Below are 22836 nucleotides of genomic sequence, written 5' to 3'. Positions count from 1 at the left end.
TAAGCTTTGTTATTATTTTACTTAAATCCTAAAAAATCACATCTTTAAATAGAAATCCTTCACCAAGTCGGTATACTCTTCAGTATAATCATGCCTGGAATGCTCGATTATCAGTTCCTCTTTAGCAATATTTTCTGTTTTATTTCTACTGAATTTGAGCAAGGTTCGCTTAATCGGGGAAGTAGGCTGGCCTCTCACATTGAGTATATCTGATGGATAGAGTTGATAGTCGTCCGCTACTGAAATAAACTTCTTTTGTTCTGAAAAGGGAAGAACAACACTAAAATTTCCGTTTGCTGTCAATAAAATTGAAACTCCCAACAACAAATCTTCAAAACTCAAATGCTCCTGAAATCTAGCTTTTTCTCTAGCGGTATTCTGCACATCAAATTTAGGCTGTTCAGAAAAAAAGGGGGATTGGAAACAATCAAGTCATATTTCTCGTCCATCTCAGAATAAAATTCAGTGAAACTGGCGTGGTAGCAAAATAGGCGATCTCCCCATGGACTGTTTTCAAAGTTATTTACACATTCTTCGTAGGCTTCAGGATCAATTTCCAAAGCATCAATGGTTTCAGCATGCGAACGCTGAGCTAGTTGAAGCGCTAAAATTCCAGTTCCGGCTCCAACATCAAGAATTGAATTGACATTGCTATGGATTTTTGCCCATGCACCGAGTAGGACCGCATCCGTGCCAATCTTCATGGCGGACTTAGAGTGATTTACTTCAAACTCTTTAAACCGAAAAACTTTATTTTTCATCATTATCGTCTTCATCATCATCCGTGTCAATAATCTTGATTTGTGGCTCTTTCATGGTTTTCTGGTTAGCAATGCTTCGTTCTAAAGACAGCAACAGCGAAGGAAGCAGTAATAAATTCGCCAGCATGGCAAACAATAAGGTTGCCGACACCAAACCTCCTAAAGCGACGGTTCCTCCAAAACTTGAAATCATAAATACTGAAAACCCAAAAAATAACACAATTGAGGTATAAAACATACTTACCGTTGTTTCCCTTAAAGCTGGGTACACAGAGCGCTTTATTTTCCAGTGATTGGACTTAAGCTCTTGTCTGTATTTTGCTAAAAAATGGATTGTATCATCTACACTAATTCCGAAAGCGATACTAAAAACTAAAATGGTAGAAGGTTTTATAGGAACGCCAATAAAACCCATCATACCAGCAGTCATCAAAAGCGGCAGTAAGTTAGGAATAAGCGAGATCAAAATCATCCTGAACGAACGGAACATCCAGGCCATAAACAAAGCAATTAGCAATATGGCCAGTGACAATGAAATGATAAGATTGTCAACGAGGTAATGTGTTCCTTTTTGGTAAACCAAGGCTTTCCCTGTCATTGTAACCTCGTATCGCTCTTCGGGAAATATTTTACTGATTTCTGGAAGGAGTTTTTCTTCAATTCTAGAAATCTCTTCTGTAGTGACATCCTTCATAAACATAGTCATTCTGGCAAACTGTCCCGTAGAATCCACATAGGATGAAATTCCGTTTTCCATATTATCCATACTTTTTATGTAGGGTGACATGAAGGTTTGCTCCTGAGAAGTTGGTAATTGGTAATATTTTGGATTGTTGTTATAAAAAGCCTGTTTAGCATATTTTGCTAAATTCACAATAGAAACTGGAGATGAAAGTTCTTCAATATCCTTGATTTCCGACTTCAAGGCATCCATTTTTTTGAGCGTGGATAACTTGGTTACGCCGTTTGGTCGTTTCGTATCTATCATGATTTCAAGCGGTAGTACTCCATCAAATTTTTCTTCAAAAAACTTGATGTCCTGAAAAAAGTCTGCACTTTGGGGCATATCTTCCAGTATGCTCCCCGAAATTTTTATATTGAAGATACCAATCACACTCAATACTAAAACTGCAACGGAAGTAAAGTAAATAGTGACTCTTCTGTGTTTAACCATCTTCACAATCCACTCTACAAAGCCTTCTATCCACTGTTTCCCAAGATGTCTTAAGTGTTTGTCCTGAGGACGTGGCATATAGCTATAGATGATCGGGATTATAAGTAAACTCAAAATAAATATCGCTATGATATTGATCGACGCCAGAATACCAAACTCTTTGAGCAATTCACTCTGAGTAAAGATAAAAGTAGCAAAACCAGATGCTGTGGTCACATTGGTCATCAAGGTTGCGTTACCAATTTTGGTAATGACCCGTTGTAAGGATTTGGCCTGATTACCATGCAGCTTGATTTCATGCTGGTATTTATTGATCAGGAAGATACAGTTGGGGATACCTATAATGATAATTAGCGGTGGTATTACAGCTGTCAAAACGGTGATTTCAAATCCAAGTAAACCTATAAAACCGAATGCCCACATCACCCCTATGATTACAGTAAGCATAGAAATGAGCGTAGCTCTAAACGACCTGAAAAAGAAAAAGAAAATTAAAGAGGTCACCAATAAGGCCGACAACACAAACCATTGGATTTCATCAACAATATTTTGGGAATTCAAGGTTCTGATGTACGGCATGCCAGAGACATGAATCTCTATAGAATTTTCTTCCTTAAAAGATTCTATCAGCGGCAAAAACTTATCCATGATAAAAATCTTTCGCCCTTTAGCATTGACAAGGCTGTCTTTCATGTAAGCAACGGTCTGGACAGTCCTGCTTTCAGAATTGAAAATAAGCCCATCATAAAAAGGATAATCTGTAAACAGATTCTCCCCGTAAGATTCTATCTCCTCTTCAGAAACTGTATTGCTGTCTAAAATAGGCTCCATTTCAAAGCGCTTAGGATCTTCAAGTTTTTCCAATTTTTGCAAATTGTGAATTCCAATAACAGATTTAATCTCAGGGAAAGTAGATAAGGTATCTGCAAGCTTTGCCCAGGCTTTAAAATTTTCTGGTGTGAATAAGTCTGGATCATCCGTAGCAATCATGATCACATTGCCATCAGATCCAAATTTCTCTTCAAACTCAGCATACTGCTGATTGATGGGTGCGTCATCTGGCAATAAGTTGGCCTCAGAAAAGGAAAACTGCATGTGTTTCCACTGAAAACCGAGAAAAACGGTTATACCAAGAAGTATAATAATAATTAGTATTCTATTTCTCAGAATCCTGCTGGCAATGAAATTCCAAAATCCGAAGCTAAAAACCTTTTGCATGAAGTAATATATGAATTTGCAAATGTAAAAAATCAAAAACGCTTAGCTATTTTAATTTTAAAGCTTTAAGTAAAAAGTAAACTTGAAAGAAACATTATCCTCAAGATTAGGAAGATGATAAGCTCCATACCTATAAGCAAAGCTCAGCCCAAAGCCAAAAAATAGTTTATTGAGTTCGAAACCTGCTTCATTATAACCTTGTGAAAGAGTATTAAAAGAAATATTTTGATGTTGTTCAGGATTGTCAAAATCTCCAATTGCATGTCGTGAAATCAAAACCAATTCTGGCTGAATCGTATTTGATAACTTAAACGGAGCCAACCTATGCTTTAAATGTAAGGTCGCTAATTTTGTACTGAAAAATTCATTAAAATACATAGTTTCGAAACTCTTTACTCCAGCTACAGAAAACCTGTCGAAAATCCCATCTTTGTTAGGACTATTAGGAAACGCATGAAAGGTATGCGTCAAAGGAATATCTCCAAATCCAATGTCGCCACCTAATTCTATACTAGAGAAACTCCCCCAGCTATGAATAAAGTCATAGTCAATTTTTGCACTCAGTTTTGTAAAATTGAAATCTCCATCCATTACACCATTAAAACTCTGGCTAATCTGTGCTGAAACTTCTGGCGTAAATTCATTATTCACATAAATCCGCTTTCCTACTTTAGAATAACTATAATTTGGAGTCCATCTCACACCAAATGTTGCAGAGGTCAAGTCATAATTGTCATAAAGAATTCCATGATTCAAAAATGCGTAATCTTTAGTCTGAGAAATACTGCTTTTATCAACCTTGAATTCAGACATCAATTGAGGAGTGAAGTTATGCTGGAGACTGAGTCCATATTTCTCATATTTATAAAAGAAAGTAATATTCACAAGACGCGGTTCAAATAACGAATACACACGTTGATCTGTGAGATAATTATTCATCCCAACTTCCTCTATATCATTATCATAGAATGCATTTAGCCATGTAGCTCTATCTGGGCTAAGAAGTACTCCCCCATTAAAACCATATTTGAAATTTCCGTCTTGAGTACCATAAGCTGTGAAACCTCCTAAACGAAACCTTTCTGAAAACGATTGGTTGGTAAGTACTCCAATGCCTAAACGGATGCCTTCGTAATTATTTGCTTTAAATATCCGAGTAAGGTCTATATCAAATATACTCACTGGTAAATAGCCAGCATCAAAAGCTGAAATTCTCTTAACTCTATTCTCTATATTTTCTTTTTCAATATAAGCCTTAAGGTCTGCTGGGTCTTGTCTTTGCTCTCCTACAAAGGAAAAGTCGAAATTTTCCCAGTATTCCCGAGGTATGGTTTGATTTTTATCATCTAAGATTTTACTCAGAGATTTAGGAAATGGAGAAATTGTATCTCCAGAGGCTATATCATAATATACTTGCCGATGCTCTAGCTGAGCTTCTCCACTTGGATTTTTTTTCTGAATTCTACCAAAGGACATCCCGCCTCCAAAAAATGAAAGTTTGGTTCCTCCTGTTCCTGAATAAATATTGAGGTCAACATTTTTTGGCAAACCAGTTTCAAGGTCGAAAACTGTCGCCATGTTCAGTTTAAAGTCAGCATCTAGAATGACTTGAATTTTCTTAATCTTTGAAGTTGATTTATTAAACAAAAGAATTCCTTGAAATGATCTTTGAAAACCTTCCAAAACAGGTTCAAAGCTGATTATTTCAATTTCAGAAGTTTCATAAATTGAGTAAAACTTATAGTTAACTGAGTTAAGCTCGTTAAATGGTGATACAAAGCGTTCGTCGAAAATTTCAATATAGGTCTGGAACCAGTCGAAACTAAAAATATCTCTATTTACCATTTTAGGAACAACCTCATCTAGCCCATCAACACTTATAGCATTGAACTTCTGCTGAAGACCTTCTTGTGTAGTAAGTCGTAAATCAATGTCTTTTCTTAGTACTAAATCATATTTTGAATTTGAAATTATAGTTTTACTCAAACTCTTGAATTTGAAGTTTGTGGAAGAAAATTGATTCTTGGATATAGAGTCAATTCTGCTAGTTTCAATTTCTCTAGCATTAATAGATTTTTCAGGAATCATTTTCAGGTTAGAGTAATCTTCAAAAGCATCTAAATCTTGATATCCCTTGGAAATGATTTTATGGATAAACTCACCCTGATTAAGTTCTATAGAAAATTTTCCGTGATAGTCAGAAAAAAAATAACGCTGTTGATTGGTAATCACAACAGCGTTTGAAATAAAGATCTTTTCATTTGAATTTTCTACAATCTTCCCGTTAACGGATGATTGGGCGTGACTATTCAACACTAGTGCAAAAAATAATAAGCTAAGAATATGTTGAATTTTCAAATTTAAAAGTTATAAAACTAAAATCCCGTAAATTATACGGTCATGATTTCTTTTTCTTTGATAGTATAAATCCTATCAATTTCTTCTATAAAAGAATCGGTTAATTTTTGAATTTCTTCTTCGGTATCTTTTTGGACATCCTCTGGAAGGTCTGCTTTTTTGATATCATTCATAGCTGTTCTCCTGTCGTTTCTCACTCCAATTTTAGCTTCTTCAGCTTCAGATTTGGCTTGTTTAGAGAGTTGAATACGTCTTTCTTCCGTCAGAGGAGGAACATTAATAATCACACTCTCACCATTGTTCATTGGATTAAAACCAAGATTGGCGTTCATAATTCCTTTTTCAATGTCTTTCATCAAAGACTTTTCAAAAGGCTGAATCGTAAGAGTTCTAGCATCTGGAGTATTTACATTGCTCACCTGGTTAAGTGGTGTCATTGCTCCATAATATTCTACCATAACAGAAGACAACATTGAAGGATTTGCTTTACCCGCTCTAATATTTGTCAATTGTTTTTTAAGGTGGTTGATGGCTTGTTCCATCGACTCTTTAGCGCTATCTATAATAAAATCTATTTCTTCGTTCATATCTATAAGTTCACTTTAGTTCCAATTTTCTCTCCTGAAATTATTCTAAGTAAATTTCCAGGTGTATTCATATCAAATACGATAATAGGTAATTGATTTTCTTGGCTTAATGTAAATGCAGTGGTATCCATTACCTTCAGACCTTTTCTAAGGACATCATCAAAACTGATAAAATCGAATTTTGTTGCATCCGTATTTCGCTCTGGATCCGAAGTATAAATACCATCCACACGAGTTCCTTTCAAAATCACATCTGCTTCCATTTCTATAGCTCTAAGCACAGCTGCAGAGTCTGTGGTGAAATAAGGATTCCCTGTTCCTCCACCAAATATAACAACTCTTCCTTTTTCTAAATGTCTTATCGCTTTCCTTCTTATGAAAGGTTCTGCTACTTCATTTATCTTAATAGCAGATTGGAGTCTTGTTTGCATTCCATTATCCTCACAAGAACTCTGCAAGGCTAGTCCGTTAATGACAGTTGCAAGCATTCCCATATGATCAGCTTGCACTCTATCCATACCTTTGCTAGCTCCGGAAATACCTCTAAAGATGTTACCGCCTCCAATTACTATTGCAACTTCTACTCCCTTATCAATAATTGTTTTAATCTCTTTTGCATAATCATCCAATCGCTTAGGATCAATTCCATATTGACGATCACCCATAAGAGCCTCTCCAGAAAGTTTGAGTAAAATTCGCTTATAATGCATAGTTATTTTAAATAAAGTTTTGCAAATATAAGGATTATCTTATACGAAAAAATGACATATTGTCTTCAATTTTAATCGTAAAAAAAGCCCTTTAGAAATTTCCTAAAGGGCTTTTGTATATTCTGTAACTCAAAATTAACCTAATGCAACTCTTTCAAAAGCAACGATTTCTACATCACCCAACGTCTTCACGTGTTGTGCTACTGAAATTTTACTATCTTTGATAAAAGCTTGATTAACTAGTGTATTGTCTTTAAAGAAACGATTAATTTTTCCTTTAGCAATTTTATCCAGCATATCTTCTGGCTTTCCTTCTTGTCTTAATTGATCTTTAGCAATTTCAATTTCCTTATCTATAGTAGATTGGTCTACACCTTCTTCATTCAATGCTACAGGATTCATAGCTGCAGCCTGCATAGAAACTTCTTTCGCTACTTCTTCAGCACCTTCTACAGATTTAGAAAGACCTGTCAAAACTGCTATTTTGTTACCAGCATGGATATAAGAACCTACGAATGGAGCCTTCAAAATTCTGAAATCACCAATTTCAATTTTCTCTCCAATTACACCAGTTTGCTCTGTAAGTTTTTCACCCACAGTTATTCCATTGTAATCGAGTTCTAAAAGTTCTTCTTTACTTTCTACACCAAGTGCAAGTTGAGCAAAGTCGTTTGCCATTTTAGTAAACGAATCGTTTTTAGCAACAAAATCAGTTTCACAATTTAAAGAAACGATAGCTCCTTTTGTGGAATCATCATTTACAACAGCAATTGCAGCACCTTCAGATGAGTCTCTGTCAGCTCTCTTTGCAGCAACTTTTTGACCTTTCTTTCTTAATATTTCGATAGCTTTATCAAAATCACCCTCGCTTTCCACAAGAGCTTTCTTGCAATCCATCATACCAGCACCAGTGCTTTTTCTAAGTTTATTGACTTCAGCAGCCGTAATTTTTGCCATGATTTTAAGTTTTATATTTTCTGTTAATATAAAAATCGCTTAAGTAAGACTTAAGCGATTTGATGTTATTAAATCTATATTATTCTGAAGCTTTATTTTCTTCGCCAGCTGGTTCAGTAGGCTCTGCTTTATCAGCAGGTACTTCTTCAACAACAGGAGCTTTTGTTTCAGCTTTAGCTGATTTCTCTTCAGTTTTTTTCTCTTCTGTAGCTTTTTCTTTTTTAGCTTTAGCAGGCTTTGCATCGGCATTATCTTTACTCTCTTTTCTTTCATTCATACCCTCAAGAATAGAGTCTGCCATATAAGCCATAATCTTATGGATAGATTTTGAAGCATCATCATTTGCAGGGATAGCGTAATCCACATCTCTAGGATTTGAATTTGTATCTACCATAGCAAACACAGGAATGTTTAATTTTTGTGCTTCTTTAACTGCGATGTGCTCTCTCAAAGTATCAACAACGAAAATTGCAGCTGGTAATCTAGACATATCTGAAATAGAACCCAGGTTCTTTTCGAGTTTTGCTCTCATCCTGTCAACCTGCAGTCTTTCTTTTTTAGAAAGAGAATTGAAAGTACCGTCTTTTTTCATACGATCCACAGTTGCCATTTTCTTTACAGATTTTCTTATGGTTACAAAGTTGGTAAGCATACCACCTGGCCATCTTTCTGTAATGTAAGGCATTTGCGCTCTTTGAGATTCTTGAGCTACTATTTCTTTAGCTTGTTTCTTGGTAGCGACGAAAAGAATTTTTCTTCCGCTAGCTGCTATTTTAGAAAGCGCTTCACCAGCCTCTTCCATTTTAGCAACCGTTTTGTATAGGTTGATGATGTGAATACCATTACGCTCCATGTATACATAAGGAGCCATGTTTGGATTCCATCGTCTTGTAAGGTGACCGAAGTGTACACCAGCGTCAAGTAATTCCTTGACCTCTATTTGATTTGCCATTTTTGTTTTAGTTTACGTTCTTCTGTTGGGATAGCAATAAATAAGTAGCAATTAAATTGGTCTTATTCATTTAGATGCTAAACTAACTTTGGGTGTTTCCCAAATAACAACAAAAAATTGAACTATTAATAATTTCAATAATTGAATGAAATTCTCGATTAACGTTTTGAGAATTGGAATTTCTTTCTTGCTTTTTTCTGACCGAATTTCTTACGCTCTACCATTCTTGGATCTCTAGTAAGTAATCCTTCTGGCTTAAGAGTAGCTCTATTTTCTGGGTCTAGCTCGCACATTGCTCTAGATAATGCCAATCTGATAGCTTCTGCCTGCCCAGTGATACCTCCACCAAACACATTTACATTGATATCAAATCTATCTTCATTACCAGTTAAAGCCAAAGCTTGGTTGACTTTATAAAGCAAAGGTCCAGTTGTGAAATATTCGTTAGCTTTTTTCTTGTTAACGGTAATTTCACCTTTTCCCTCAGAAAGATAAACTCTAGCTACGGCAGTTTTTCTACGGCCAATTTTGTGAATTGTCTCCATTTACACTAGTTCGTTTATATTAATTTCCTTTGGTTGTTGAGCATTCATGTTATGCTCTGTTCCTGTAAAAACACGAAGATTTCTAAATAAATCAGCACCTAATTTGTTTTTAGGCAACATACCTTTTACAGATTTTTCAACAAGACGCTCTGGGCTCTTGTCAAATACTTCTTGAGCTGTTAAACTTCTCTGTCCACCAGGATATCCAGTATGTCGGATATACTCTTTTGAGTCCCACTTCTTACCTGTCAGGTTGACTTTTTCTGCGTTTACAACTATGACGTTGTCTCCACAATCAACATGAGGGCTAAAGCTAGGCTTGTATTTACCTCTCAAAAGTTTGGCAACAATAGAAGATACACGTCCAAGAGATTGTCCGCTGGCATCAACAACAACCCAGTGCTTATCTGCAGTAGCTTTGTTGGTTGAAACCGTTTTGTAACTTAATGTATCCACACTTAAATTTTTAATAATTAAACATTCCTTTTTATCTTCAAAGTCTTGAAAATAAGGGTGCAAATTTACGATTATAAATTTATATAACAAGGTATGGCCTCAAATATTTTGTTAACCATATTTATACTCAAAGCTTTAGACCTTACCTTAGCACTAAATATCACACAATGAAGCCTATTAATTTTAATCTCATTATCCTACTGACATTACTCACAGCAGCTTGTGGCAACGATGATACTGCACCTGAAGCATTATCAGAAAATGACATCCAGGGAGAATGGTTCCTTTCAGAACTAAATGCCAGTGAACCTGTAGACCTTAATAATGATAACATCACAAATTTAGACCTCACCCAGGAAACTAATTGTTTTGATGGAATGACAATTGATTTTGAGAGTGACGCCTATGAATTTACGTATCCAAAGATTGATTTTACTGGCGACAATTCTGATGAATTAGTCTGTTCCGACACCTTAAATACCGGAACTTATAGCCTGGAAAATGGAACTTTGACCGCTACTACATTTATTGATGGATCTGTAAGTACTGAAAGTGTTTCTCTAGAACTCAGTAATAACGAACTAAAATTTACAATTACCAGTAGCCAGGTCAATGAATATTTGGACTTAGAAAATACTTCGAATGAAAACTCCGATTTAGAATTTCTTGAGTTTGTCTTTAATAAATAGACTGACAAATTCATTTTTGGTCAAACTTTTGATAAGTGAATATTTAAAAAATAACTATGATAGGATACTATATATTAATTGGAGCCATACTACTTGTAAGTTGGTATGTGAGTAATAAATTAAAAAGCAAGTTTAAAAAATATTCCAAAATCCAACTCCAGAATGGAATGAGTGGCGCTGAAATTGCAAGAAAAATGCTGGAACATCACCATATTTACGATGTTGAAGTTATTTCTACTTCAGGTAAACTCACAGACCACTACCACCCTACTAAGAAAACGGTAAACTTAAGTGAGAGCGTCTACAATCAGAGAAACGCTGCCGCTGCTGCAGTGGCTACTCACGAAGTTGGCCATGCTGTGCAACATGCAAAATCCTATTCCTGGTTAGAAATGAGAAGTCAACTTGTTCCTCTTGTAAGTGTAGCTTCACAATGGAGCCAATGGGTTATATTTGGTGGCCTGATATTAATGACAATGGTTTCTGTTGGAGTTGGTCAAATGGTGCTTCTGGCAGGTATTATCATGTTTGGATTAGGAACACTCTTTAGTTTTATCACTTTGCCCGTAGAATATGATGCTAGTAATAGAGCTTTGGCCTGGATGAAAGATCACAATATTGTGAATCAGGAAGAATATAAAATGTCTGAAGATTCATTGAAATGGGCTGCTAGAACTTATGTGGTTGCCGCAATCGGCTCACTAGCTACTTTGCTTTACTTCCTGAGCATTTATATGGGCAGGGATTAACCTGACAACTTAAATACAAAATAAAAGGCGTTTTGGAAATTTTCAAAACGCCTTTTATTTTGTATTAATGAAACTCATCTTTCCAGACTCCTTTGAGTTTTTAATGAATTCTCTCACCCTCACTCCTTGGCCAGTTGTAAAAATCGATCTACAAGAATGCTTTGTGTATCCCATAAAATTTCGTACATCCATTTCTGTGAGTTTATAAGGCAAACCTTTACAGTTTTTTATATCTCCATTGTATTCACAGTCATCATCTATTAAGTGAAATTTGCCGTATAAGTCAGGCATTGCATTAGTGTCTGTTACTCTATCCCCAGTACATTTTGCGTTATAATCAGGATCATTCTCATCTCTTGTAATATGTTCACAATTTACAGCTTTAGCTCCTGTATGGGTATGTAAAAGCCCAAGGGTATGTCCTACCTCATGAGGCAAAATTCCCGTATTGTAATTAAGCATATTCACTGACATTTGATTAGGCGACCATTTACCACCTCTTAAATTATTTTCAAAATTTGTAAACTTGAAAGGAACGTAAATATTTAAAACATCAGCAGATGCAGTATAATTATTTTTCACATATCTATTAAACTTATAGTAATCGGTCCAGAAGATTTCAGAATTATTTATAAATTTCAATTTTTGAAGTTCAAAGCAAATATTCATTTCTTCAAATGTTGAATTAAGAAGCTTAAGTGACTCTTCAACTTTAGACTGTGTTAGTGGATCCTTGTTACTATTGTCGGTTTGGTTAATCCCCCAAAACACAACAGGTATAACAATTTCTGAAAAACTGCCTAGATATTCTGGATCTGTCGAATAACTAAAAGATGGATCAGGTGTGCACTGGTTCCAATTTGATTCTATTGCTAAGGAATTATATATACAAAATTCATTAGATTCTAAATTTGAATCAGCAACTTCCCTTCCTAGAAAGAAACATAATAAACTATATAACTTTAAACAATTGTACATATTTACAGGAACTAATTTTAAGATATTTTATCTTAAGCTCTCTAATTTTTAATTTCAAAAGCCCTGTTGACTACAAAACTAAAGAGTTTAGATAATTTATGTTTTGGACTACTGAATTTACTTGACTTTCATAAAGCTTCTAAATCATCAACTTAAATTGAAATTTCCTATTTGCATAAGATTAAATAGACTTTAGATACATCTTAATTTAAAAAAATAAAATTTAAGTACAGTTCGGGTTTAAAACACAATCTGGATCTTCACAATCTATTAAACCATCACCATCATTATCTACACCATCAATACACCTTTCAATTAAACACTCTTGAAAATCTTCACAATCTAAATCTTCACAATCTGTGAAACCATCTTCATCATTATCAATTCCGTCATCGCAATTACTTTCAAAACAAAACCTATTTGAAGAGCAACTCATATCGTCACAATCCACTAAACCATTGCCATTGTTATCGATTCCATCATCACATATCTCTCTTTCATTATCATTATTAACATTCTCTGATTCGGAACAAGCAATTATGCATAGAAGGATTGTAAAAACTAAGATCAATAAGTACTTTCTCATGTTATAAATATAGCATATAAAAAAAATATTAATAGGCAATTTTATAGACTATTTAAACAATTCATTGGACTGAAATCAATGCATTATAAATTTTTTACTATTACTATTTATTCCGATTCAAAGAGTACAAGTCATTCCTGATATCTTTCAAGTTTTTTACACTTCCAAAGTTATGAAGCTCTCTTAAAGCCAATAAATCTACATCAGCAATTAAAATCATTTCTGTATTAGGCGTGGTTTGTGCTTTTATTCCATCGCTAGGAAAAGCAAAATCTGACGGTGTAAACACCGCAGATTGTGCGTATTGAATATCCATATTGTGCACTTTAGGTAAATTACCAACACTACCAGCAATAGCCACATAACATTCATTTTCTACAGCTCTGGCCTGAGCACAAAGTTTAACTCTGGAAAACCCATTTTGAGTATCGGTGAGAAAAGGCACAAATAATATATCCATACCTTCTTTCGCTAAAATTCTGGATAACTCTGGAAACTCCACATCGTAACAAATTAAGATGCCTATTTTACCACAATCGGTATCAAATACTTTAAACTCACTTCCGCGCTGCATTCCCCATACTCTAGCTTCGTCTGGAGTCACATGAATTTTTTCATAACGCTCAATACTTCCATCTCGCTTGCATAGATAGCCCACGTTGTATAATTTATTGTCGATCAATTCTGGCATACTTCCAGAAATAATATTAATATTATAAGCGATAGATAGTTCTGCCATCTTGTTTTTAATAGGCTCCGTGTATTTTGCCAATTCTCGTATCGCGTCTGGCTCGCTAAGATGATTGTATTTAGACATTAAAGGTGCGTTGAAAAACTCAGGAAATAGTGCAAAATCCGAACGGTAACCAGACAATGATTCTATAAAAAATTCTACCTGGTGCAACAATTCCTCCATGCTGCTATAAGACCGCATTTGCCATTGCACAAGACCTAGGCGTACTTCACTTTTTTGGCTGGAAGGCGCCTTACTTTCTTTTTCAAAATAAATATTATCCCACTGCATCAACACAGCATATTCTTTGGAATCTTTATCGCCATCCAAGTAATTGGATAAAATTCTAACTGGACGGAAATCATTAGACAACTGGAAGTTCAAAACTGGATCGTCTATTTCCTTAGTTCTCACTTTTTGGATATACTGCTTCGGCGTCAATTCACTTGACACTTTGTGATAATTTGGAATCCTTCCGCCAAAAACAATACCTTTCAGGTTTAATTGCTCAGTTAACTCTTTACGATAATCATAAAGACGTCTCCCAAGCTTTAAGCCTCGGTATTCTTTCCTGATAATGACGTCTATACCATAAAGCATATCGCCATGTTCTGTATGATTTTTAAATTTCACATCACCAGCAATATCGTCATAGGTATGATTGTCAGACAACTTATCGTAATCCACAATGATGGAAAAAGCACAACCGGCAATATCCCCATTTACCAGAATCACCACTTGACCTTCGGGAAAAATATCTATCAGACTTCTCAACTCATCCTTTTGCCAATACGCATCTGGAACGTCACCATAAATTTCAACAAACACCTCTTTAAGGACTTCAAAATCCTTTAGAGATAGATATTTCAATTCAATTTGTTCGATTTTAGGGGAATTCTCCATAGTATGAGTTAAGTAATTTAAGTTCTATTTTAATTTTGCAGTTGTAGTAAATTCAGTAGTAAGTTTTATTCTGAATTTGATGTAAAGAAGCGATGTATATTTCAGGATAAACTTTCAGAATTCACATTCATTATGAATCAACGTTCAAAACGAGAATGAATTCTGAAAATTTAAGTTTATCTGTTAATACAACTTACATTTCTAAAAGGTAAGCAAAAATAAGAGGCGCTACTATTGTAGCATCACTCTCTATAATAAATTTAGGGGTATTAATATCCAATTTTCCCCATGTGATTTTTTCATTAGGAACGGCTCCAGAATAAGACCCGTAACTTGTAGTCGAGTCAGAAATCTGGCAGAAATAATTCCAAAACGGCGTATCCGTTCTTTCCATATCCTGATATAACATCGGCACGACACAAATAGGAAAATCACCTGCAATCCCTCCTCCTATTTGGAAAAAGCCAATACCTTCTTTAGAGTTATCGGTATACCAATCAGCAAGAAAAGTCATGTACTCAATTCCAGATTTTACGGTAGACGCTTTCAACTCTCCTTTCATCACATAACTGGCGAAAATATTTCCCATGGTACTGTCTTCCCACCCAGGAACAACAATTGGCAAGTTTTTCTCAGCTGCGGCATACATCCAGGAATCTTTTAAGTCTATTTCGTAATACTCTTCCAAAACTCCCGAAAGCAACAGTTTATACATATATTCATGAGGGAAATAGCGTTCCCCTTTGGCTTCAGCATCTGTCCAGATTTTGACGATATGCTTCTGCAAACGTCTAAAGGCCTCTTCTTCTGGAATACAAGTATCAGTAACTCTGTTGAGTCCTTTTTCTAAAAGCTTCCATTCGTCTTGCGGAGTAAGATCTCGATATTCTGGCACTCGTTTGTAGTGAGAGTGTGCTACCAAGTTCATAATATCCTCTTCCAAATTGGCTCCAGTACAAGACACGATGTGCACTTTATCCTGACGAATCATTTCGGCGAAGATCTTTCCTAATTCTGCAGTACTCATCGCCCCTGCCAGGGAAACCAGCATCTTGGAACCGCCTTCCAATTGCTTTTCGTATGCTTTCGCAGCATCAACTAAACTCGCCGCATTAAAATGTAAATAATATTTTTCTATAAATTCTGAAATGGGTTTACTCATGGTTGTGTGTTCTTTATTAATTTAAAATCATTATGCAAGAGTCAAGAGTCAAGAGTCAAGAGTCAAGTAAGGAAAATAAAAATGTTTAACTTAAACTCTAATATTTCACTATAAATATTTAAGATCATTCGTCTAGCATAGTAAATCGTAATTACTATGTCCTGATTCTTGGTTCTTTTTTCTAGTGTATTGTGTCTTGTTTCTAAAGTCTATTATCTAACACTCTAATCCTCCTCCTCTTCAGAAGCATTTTCATATTTGAATTTATAGCTCAGCATCTTATAATACAGCTTGGCTGCTAAAAAGTCTGAAGATTTATCCACTTCATTTGGGCAAAGTTCTACGATATCAAAGCCAACGACGTTTTTCTTTTTGAAAATATCCTTTAAAAATTCCAAAGTTTCATACCAGAATAAACCTCCTGGCTCTGGGGTTCCTGTGGAAGGCATAATTGATGGGTCAAAAGCATCCAGGTCGATGGTGATAAAGACATTAGGAGTCATTTGTCCTATAGCATCATCTTGCCAGTCTTCATATAGATCGTGAGCAAAGTACACGCGATTTTCATCCATATGTTCTAATTCTGACTCATCCATAGAACGAATTCCAACCTGAATTAAATTTCCTTTTTTACTAGCTTCATGAACCGCACAGGCGTGATTGCAGGCACTTCCCTCATAAGAAGGCCTCAAATCCGCATGAGCATCAAGTTGAACAACCGTCAAATCTGGAAATTGCTCATGAAAAGCTCTTATGGTTCCAATAGACACAGAATGTTCTCCCCCAAAAATAGTGACAAACTTATCCTGATTGATGTAGTTTTTGGTTGTCTTATGAACCGCCTCCACCATTTTCTCCGGCGAAGAATTTTCAGACACTGGTGGTGCCAGATAAATACCTTTTTTATAAACTTCTGTCCGGGTTTCTATGTCGTACAACTCCATGTTTTCTGAAGCTTCCAAGAAAGCCCGTGGTCCCTTGTCTGCTCCTTTTTGCCAAGAACTTGTTCCATCATAAGGAACTGGAATTAAAACGACTTTCGCTTCGTCGATACGTGCATACTTGTCTGGAATTCCTGCATAATTTGTTTTAGATGCCATGATAACCTAAAATTTTGAGTAAATCTTCACTTTTTTGTTGTTCGCTAAATAGTTCTGTCGACAGACTTCCATCGTCGTTTTTTTGTATTAAAATATGCTTAGGGCTTGGTATTAAACAATGTTGCAAACCTCCAAAACCTCCGATGGTTTCTTGATAAGCACCAGTATTGAAAAAACCGATATATAATGGATCTTCCTTTTCGTATTTAGGAAGATAAATCGCATTCATGTTTTGTTCAGAATTATAATAATCATCACTATCACATGTCAATCCTCCAAGCAAAACCCGCTCATACCTATCCTGCCACCTGTTGACGGCCAGCATAATAAAACGTTTGCTTATCGCCCAAGAATCTGGTAATGTTGTGATAAATGAAGAGTTTATCATATTCCATTTTTCACGATCGTTTTGTTGTTTTTGATATAAGACCTCATAAATAGCACCGCCACTTTCACCAACAGTAAAACTTCCAAACTCAGTAAAAATATGAGGAACAGGAACGTCTTCTTCTTCACAGGTCAACTTGATTTGATTGATGATTTCATCTATCATATATTCATAATCATATTCAAAAGCAAGTGAATTTTTTATAGGAAATCCGCCACCAATATTAAGGCTATCCAGACTTGGGCATACTTTTTTCAATCTAGTGTAAACTCTTAAACATTTCTGAAGTTCATTCCAGTAATAAGCATTATCTCTTATGCCTGTATTGATGAAAAAGTGAAGCATTTTAAGCTCAACTTGATCGTTATTCTTGATTTGATCTTCGTAAAACGGAACAATATTTTTATAACCAATTCCTAACCTGGAGGTGTAAAATTCAAACTTCGGTTCTTCTTCAGAAGCGATTCTAATCCCAATTTTAAAGTCTTTATCGATATCTCTGGTAAGTAAAGCTATCTCTTCGTAATTATCGATTACAGGAATACAATTATGATGACCGCTATTGATTAAATTGGCAATGTTGGAAACGTATTGATCCCTCTTAAAACCATTGCAAATCACATAGGTATCTTTTGTAATTTTTCCTTTTTCCTTTAAACTATTCACGATATCAATATCGAAAGCAGAAGAGGTTTCAATATGGATATTGTTCTTGAGGGCTTCATCTAAAACATGCTTAAAATGGGAGCTTTTAGTACAATAGCAATAATTATACGTTCCCTTATAATCATGCTTTTCTATAGCCTCCTGAAACCATTTTTTAGCTCTGAGAATATTTTCAGAAATTTTTGGCAGATAGGTAAATTTTAATGGAGCTCCATATTTCTCTACAAGTCCCATTAAGTCTATGTCATGAAACTTGAGTTCGTCACCGTTTAAAGTGAATTCATCTTGAGGAAAATCATAGGTTTGACTTATTAAGTCAATGTACTTTGTGTTCATTTATGGACTAATTATTAACTTTAAAGTTAAATAAAAAAAATATGTTTTGCGAGAAGATATCAATACCTATTGAAATTACAGGTTGAAAGAGCTGGGAATGCGTAGTCTTGAAAAAACTTCATCTTAGAAGTCAAATTTATTTAAATTACTATACAAATGAAATTCATTTTGATAGAAGTAAAAAGCCTTAAAATGTTAAATTTTAAGGCTTTTTACTTAATCTTGAACTTTGAAGACTCACTGGATAGGCTTATCCTTTTCCCACTCTCCTTCAAAACTTATGTTTCCATCGATATCGTATAAAGTACCGGCACCACTCCTCAGTCCATTTTTAAATTCTCCAACATATTTTTCTCCTGTAGGATAATGAAACGTTCCTTCTCCCGTTCGTTCACCCTTGACGAAATCTCCTTCGTATTTTGCTCCATCGGCCCATTCAAACACCCCCTTTCCATGAGGTTTATTTTCTTCCCACTCACCTCTATAAATCGAAGCATTTGCCCAAACGCCTACCCCGCTGCCGGTAGCTATATTATTTTCGGTTTCACCAATATAATGGATCCGTATATTCTTGTCAGATTTGAAGCTTATGACTTTCAACGTTTCTTTGCGATTGAGCTGCCTAGTCTTTGAGTTTAATTCATTTTCAAGACTATCATTTCTGCTTTCAAATTCATTAAATGAAAACTTGATGCTTTGTTGCAGTGAATCCAACCGATTAGAAAGCGAATCTCTAGCTTCTACAGTATTGCTAAGCTCAGTTCTAAGATTGATTTTAGTCAGTTCGTCATCATTTTCGGATTTCATGATATTTTGAACACGTTTTATTCTTCGATCTACTTTTCTTCTTAAATCTTTATTTGAAGTTTGAAGATTTTTATAACGCTCCAAAGCCTGTTTAGGTTTTTTATCTATCATCCAAACATCATCTGCCTCAATTATTTCCTGAAGTGAAGTAAAATCAGATTTCAACTCAGAATAAGTTGAAGCGGGTATAGTTTCACTTTCCTGATAAGCGATAAGTTTTGAATCCAAAGTATAAACCATGACCAGTAAAGCCACAATAGCTACCAAAGCAATGATGAATAATACCTTAAACCTATTTTTATGTTTTGTGTCTTTAGAACTCATGCGCAAATTTTAATTAATCGTAAAACCTAGTCTCTGGAATTTTATCATCAAATTCTCTCAAATCCAGGTTGATATATACATTGAATTTAAAAATCCAACGTTCTCTATAAACCCCTCCATCTATACTAGATTGCCCAGTGGTATACATCATATTTGCCGAGTAACTTACGCGAGGAGAAGCGATGTAGCCTATGCCAGGATATAGTCTTAGGTCCTCAATAGGATTGTCTACAATACCTTTTCCGCTTTGCATGATTAACTCGACATCTGGGTTGAAATAAAAAGCTCCCGGCTGCAAATTAGGTTTATTCAGAGGAATCTTCATCATAAATTTATAACGCCATCTATTCCCAAAAACATATTCCGAACCTTTTTTAAACTTCTTTTTCCAACGGTGCTCAATTCTAATTCGATGATAAATTCTAAATCGCTCATAAGGCATCATCCATTGGTACTCGTGCCAAATCCTCGGCTCCAACCTGATCTTTTCGTAAGCATCTCCACTTTGATCACCAAAGTCTATTCTCAAAACTCCCCCTGCAGTGAATTTAAAATTCTTAGTAGGAATATACTGGATACCGTGTCTGTTGTATACCTGTGCCACATCTCCAATGAAATTTCTATCTGCATTTTCACGCATTCTATAATGAAGTTCTGCATGCCAGAACCACTTATCACTTAGGCGAAATGTGCCATAGCTATTGACCCAGGAAAGGGTTTCTGGCTCGCCCGAGATTGACTGATCTGGAAAACTTTCATTGCCTTCCTGTGGAAAAACAAAGCTTGTAAAAAAAACAAAGAATAAAGTGAATTTAAACGATCCTCCCAACTTCATATACATTAATATTTCAACTTCAATTCCAGAACAGACAATATAGCTTCAGGATCTTTTTGTCTTCTCAATTCTCTTTCCTCTTCTTTAGTATCACGCTTACTCAACTCCAGCATCTTTTGATAAACATGATTTATGTTTTCCATGGCAGACTCAATAGTTTCACAGCTGAAATTATTACTAAGTCGATTAAACAAATATGGTTTTAAACTTTCATCGAAGGCTTTATAGATATTTTCTTTTATCCTCTCAGACATATCTACCATCATATAAGGATTGAAAGTTATTCTTGTGTATGCATCATCTAACCTCTCATCTTTAGATTTCAAATCTTTTAGAAAAATATAGAACTCTATCAGGTTGTCATAGCAATTGAGCAAACCTTTGATTCTGTTTTTCTTTTCATTAATTTTCAAGTTTCCATAGGCATTGAAAGTATCCTCAGTAAGCTTCAAAACCAATTCAGAATACCTTTCATGATAGGCATTAAAACCCTCTTTTTTTGAATTTAAATCGAATAAATTTTCAATTTTAAGCTTCTTTTCTACCAGTCTTTCTTCATCTCTAGAGAGCGATTTTTCAATTTCCATCGCCTTAAAGATTTTATCAACCTCTTTATAAAGAGCTACCACATCTTCATTTATATTTTTAATCAAATAATTTGCTTTCTCCAAATCGAAATTTTGACGTTCAGGAACTTTAGGGAATTCATGGGGTTGAGTTATTAGTTCTGACTGAAATTCATAAGTCACTTCAACTGGGAAAAGAAGTTTAGGCCAAATTTTGCCGTAAATCTCTTTTCTATCAACAAATTCAAAAGCGTCTGAAGTTATAACATGAACCATTCTCTCTAGCTGAGTCAATTCATTTCTATAGACATTAAAAATCAATTCAGCTTCATTAAATTTTTCATAGACTGGCTTACCAATTTTAACTTTAGGATTCTCTGAAAATCGTTTTAAAACGGATTGAATGTTCGCGAAATTTTCAGCAATAGATTGGATTTTTTTCTTTTCCTCTTCGGTAAAGTCAAACTTCCTAACTTTAAATTTTCCAAGCTCTAAAGGGCTACTTCCTCTTATACTATTCCAGATATCAAATCCAGATTGATGAGAAAATGCAAGCACACTGTTTTTTATAAACTCATTACTTTTTTTATGATAATTGTTAACAGAAACTTTTATAGATGAAGAAACAGACTGTTCTACATCTAAGTCTACGAGGTTTAGAATATCAAAATAACCCTCCTCCAAAGTATAGTCTTTCCAGTGCTCGTCATCTCTCGATACAGTTGTATCAAAACCTGAATAAGAAACATCAAAGGTTTTATTGTCAATTACAAATTCATAAGTTTTGAGAATACCCGCTTCATAAGTTCTGATTTCCCGAACAGGCTTGTCATCGGTTTGGTGTTTGATTTCCCAATCTCCGTGAAAATAGCCGTCAGCATTAAAGTATCCTTGAACGATTATAGACTTTGATGTGGATTTTAAAGACCCTACCAACCGGTTATTTTTGAAGGTAGATTCAATAAAAAACAGCGTGTCTTTTACTTCAGAATTTACGTAATCTTGCTTAACAGCTTCCCAATTTCCAACTGCTTTACCATTCTGGAATTTTCCTGAAATTTTATTTTCGGTTCCTGAAGCGAACTTACCAACTCTAAAACCAGAAACAAATTTCTGATTTTCTTCTCTCATTATTTTATCTGAAAAGGACCAATTACCAGACTTCTGATTGGAGGAAAATTCACCTTCATAAACTATAGCTTTAAAATCGAAGCTTTTTAATTTTGAAGGCGATACAGATTGAAAGGAGAATTTTCCATCATAAATATCTTCTCCTTTAGAAGTGTTGTATTCATATTCTACAAGTCCGGAAACGCCTTCTATTATTTCAAGAGAATCTTTTTTAACTTGTTTTTGCTGAGCAAATATTACAGATGTAGAAATAAATATTAAAGCAAAAACAAGCCAACTCAAAATTGAGCTAAAACTTAAAAAAACATGTCTTTTAAATTTATCCATGAGTACATTTAAACCATTCCTAAGTTGATCACTTCTTGTTTGGTTAGAATGCGATAATGACCTCTAGGCACATTCTTCTTATCAAGATTTGCATAAACTACTCTATCAAGTTTTTCAATTTCATAGCCTAACTTTTTAAAGATACGCTGTACAATATGAGCCCTTTGACTTCTCAATTCAAGTCCAATAATATTTTTTGGTCTATTATCTACATAGGAGGCTTCCTCTATTTTGACTTTAGAACCTTCTATAAATGGTCCGTCTTTAATGACTTCAAGATCCTGCTCTCTGACGGGTTTAGTTAGTTCTACCTGATAGATTTGTCGAACACCATTTTTGTGTCCAGACAACTTTTTAGCCAAAGTCCCATCGTTAGTGAACAAGATTAACCCCATAGCACTTGTATCTAATTTGCCAACAGGGGCTAATTTAGATTTGGAAGCATTCTGAACCAAATCCAACGCGGTTAATTTTCCTTTCTCATAGCTTCCTGTCACGTAGAATCCTTTAGGTTTATTCAAAAGCACATAAGATTTTGGCTCTGGATTGATTAGTCTACCATCAAATTTCACCTCATCTTCCAACTTCACCTGGTGTCCCATTTCGGTAATCACTTTTCCGTTCACCGTGACATTTCCAGATTTTATGTAGATGTCTGCATCCCTACGAGAACAGACGCCAGAATTGGAAACGTATTTATTAAGACGTATTCCTGCATTCGGATTTTTTATCTGTTTATCTACTTTAGACTGAGCAACTTCCTTTTTGCTGAATTTATTTTTCGATCCCTTCGTTTTGGAATCTTTCTTTTTATGTTGATCTTTCATTTTCAAATTTT

The 22836-nt window shown here is 35.0% G+C and carries 20 protein-coding genes and 1 pseudogene; 2 read left to right on the top strand and 19 right to left on the bottom strand.

All coding sequences use genetic code 11. The annotated features are described in order from the left end of the window. Positions 1-36: 36 nt before the first annotated feature. The 9 genes and pseudogenes from ACFQ0R_RS07115 to rplM form a co-directional block, all read right to left on the bottom strand. Positions 37-761, bottom strand: a pseudogene (locus tag ACFQ0R_RS07115) (tRNA1(Val) (adenine(37)-N6)-methyltransferase). Next, entirely contained in the window at positions 751-3153 is a 2403-nt protein-coding gene (locus ACFQ0R_RS07110) for an efflux RND transporter permease subunit (protein ID WP_379657691.1), read from the bottom strand. The pseudogene ACFQ0R_RS07115 and the gene ACFQ0R_RS07110 overlap by 11 nt, the downstream one beginning before the upstream one ends. Positions 3154-3210: 57 nt before the next feature. Continuing rightward, positions 3211-5511: a hypothetical protein gene (locus ACFQ0R_RS07105; protein ID WP_379657690.1), complete on the bottom strand. Its 2301-nt coding sequence runs from the start codon at positions 5509-5511 to the stop codon at positions 3211-3213. Positions 5512-5543: 32 nt separating this feature from the next. Beyond that, complete coding sequence (gene frr, locus ACFQ0R_RS07100) at positions 5544-6098, bottom strand: ribosome recycling factor (RefSeq protein ID WP_379657689.1); 555 nt, start codon at positions 6096-6098, stop codon at positions 5544-5546. A 2-nt stretch (positions 6099-6100) separates the two neighbouring features. Next, positions 6101-6808, bottom strand: coding sequence for a UMP kinase (gene pyrH, locus ACFQ0R_RS07095; RefSeq protein ID WP_379657688.1), 708 nt, complete (start codon positions 6806-6808; stop codon positions 6101-6103). A gap of 135 nt (positions 6809-6943) precedes the next feature. Then, a complete protein-coding gene (gene tsf, locus ACFQ0R_RS07090; protein WP_379657687.1) occupies positions 6944-7765 on the bottom strand; it encodes a translation elongation factor Ts in 822 nt (273 codons plus the stop codon). Positions 7766-7844: 79 nt separating this feature from the next. Further along, positions 7845-8717 carry a 30S ribosomal protein S2 gene (rpsB, locus tag ACFQ0R_RS07085; protein WP_379657686.1) on the bottom strand — a complete coding sequence of 291 codons (873 nt, stop codon included), beginning with the start codon at positions 8715-8717 and terminating at the stop codon, positions 7845-7847. 158 nt (positions 8718-8875) lie between these two features. Beyond that, complete coding sequence (gene rpsI, locus ACFQ0R_RS07080) at positions 8876-9262, bottom strand: 30S ribosomal protein S9 (protein ID WP_224461875.1); 387 nt, start codon at positions 9260-9262, stop codon at positions 8876-8878. After that, entirely contained in the window at positions 9263-9718 is a 456-nt protein-coding gene (gene rplM / locus ACFQ0R_RS07075) for a 50S ribosomal protein L13 (protein ID WP_379657685.1), read from the bottom strand. Positions 9719-9885: 167 nt separating this feature from the next. On the opposite strand from rplM, the gene ACFQ0R_RS07070 reads away from it, so the two are divergent. Both ACFQ0R_RS07070 and ACFQ0R_RS07065 read left to right on the top strand, forming a co-directional pair. Further along, positions 9886-10407, top strand: a complete 522-nt coding sequence (locus ACFQ0R_RS07070; protein WP_379657684.1) for a DUF5004 domain-containing protein — start codon at positions 9886-9888, stop codon at positions 10405-10407. Positions 10408-10463: 56 nt separating this feature from the next. After that, positions 10464-11156 (top strand): zinc metallopeptidase, encoded by a 693-nt coding sequence (locus ACFQ0R_RS07065; protein ID WP_379657683.1) that lies wholly within the window; start codon positions 10464-10466, stop codon positions 11154-11156. A gap of 54 nt (positions 11157-11210) precedes the next feature. On the opposite strand, the gene ACFQ0R_RS07060 is transcribed toward ACFQ0R_RS07065, so the two are convergent. The 10 genes from ACFQ0R_RS07060 to ACFQ0R_RS07015 all read right to left on the bottom strand — a co-directional run bounded on the left by ACFQ0R_RS07060 (position 11211) and on the right by ACFQ0R_RS07015 (position 22825). After that, on the bottom strand, positions 11211-12134 hold the full coding sequence (locus ACFQ0R_RS07060; RefSeq protein ID WP_379657682.1) for a M43 family zinc metalloprotease: 924 nt from the start codon (positions 12132-12134) through the stop codon (positions 11211-11213). Between the two features lie 223 nt (positions 12135-12357). Next, positions 12358-12570, bottom strand: a complete 213-nt coding sequence (locus tag ACFQ0R_RS07055; RefSeq protein WP_379657681.1) for a hypothetical protein — start codon at positions 12568-12570, stop codon at positions 12358-12360. A 253-nt stretch (positions 12571-12823) separates the two neighbouring features. Then, positions 12824-14356, bottom strand: a complete 1533-nt coding sequence (locus ACFQ0R_RS07050; RefSeq protein WP_379657680.1) for a carbon-nitrogen hydrolase family protein — start codon at positions 14354-14356, stop codon at positions 12824-12826. Positions 14357-14549: 193 nt separating this feature from the next. Then, positions 14550-15518 carry a deoxyhypusine synthase family protein gene (locus ACFQ0R_RS07045; RefSeq protein WP_379657679.1) on the bottom strand — a complete coding sequence of 323 codons (969 nt, stop codon included), beginning with the start codon at positions 15516-15518 and terminating at the stop codon, positions 14550-14552. Positions 15519-15742: 224 nt separating this feature from the next. After that, on the bottom strand, positions 15743-16618 hold the full coding sequence (gene speB / locus ACFQ0R_RS07040; protein WP_379657678.1) for an agmatinase: 876 nt from the start codon (positions 16616-16618) through the stop codon (positions 15743-15745). Then, entirely contained in the window at positions 16608-18008 is a 1401-nt protein-coding gene (locus ACFQ0R_RS07035) for an arginine decarboxylase (RefSeq protein WP_379657677.1), read from the bottom strand. Before ACFQ0R_RS07035 ends, speB begins: the two co-directional genes overlap by 11 nt. Positions 18009-18245: 237 nt before the next feature. Beyond that, a complete protein-coding gene (locus ACFQ0R_RS07030; protein ID WP_379657676.1) occupies positions 18246-19139 on the bottom strand; it encodes an MORN repeat-containing protein in 894 nt (297 codons plus the stop codon). 13 nt (positions 19140-19152) lie between these two features. Then, the gene (locus tag ACFQ0R_RS07025; RefSeq protein ID WP_379657675.1) at positions 19153-19974 is read right to left on the bottom strand and encodes a DUF2490 domain-containing protein; all 822 of its coding nucleotides are present in this window, start codon (positions 19972-19974) and stop codon (positions 19153-19155) included. A 5-nt stretch (positions 19975-19979) separates the two neighbouring features. Continuing rightward, a complete protein-coding gene (locus tag ACFQ0R_RS07020) occupies positions 19980-21998 on the bottom strand; it encodes a hypothetical protein (RefSeq protein ID WP_379657674.1) in 2019 nt (672 codons plus the stop codon). An 8-nt stretch (positions 21999-22006) separates the two neighbouring features. Next, complete coding sequence (locus ACFQ0R_RS07015; RefSeq protein ID WP_379657673.1) at positions 22007-22825, bottom strand: pseudouridine synthase; 819 nt, start codon at positions 22823-22825, stop codon at positions 22007-22009. Between the last annotated feature and the right edge of the window lie 11 nt (positions 22826-22836).

Source organism: Psychroflexus salinarum (assembly GCF_042677225.1).
In the GTDB taxonomy this organism is placed as follows: Bacteria; Bacteroidota; Bacteroidia; order Flavobacteriales; family Flavobacteriaceae; genus Psychroflexus; species Psychroflexus salinarum.
Note: the sequence above shows the minus strand (reverse complement) of the source record. Positions and strands in the feature narration are given on the sequence as shown.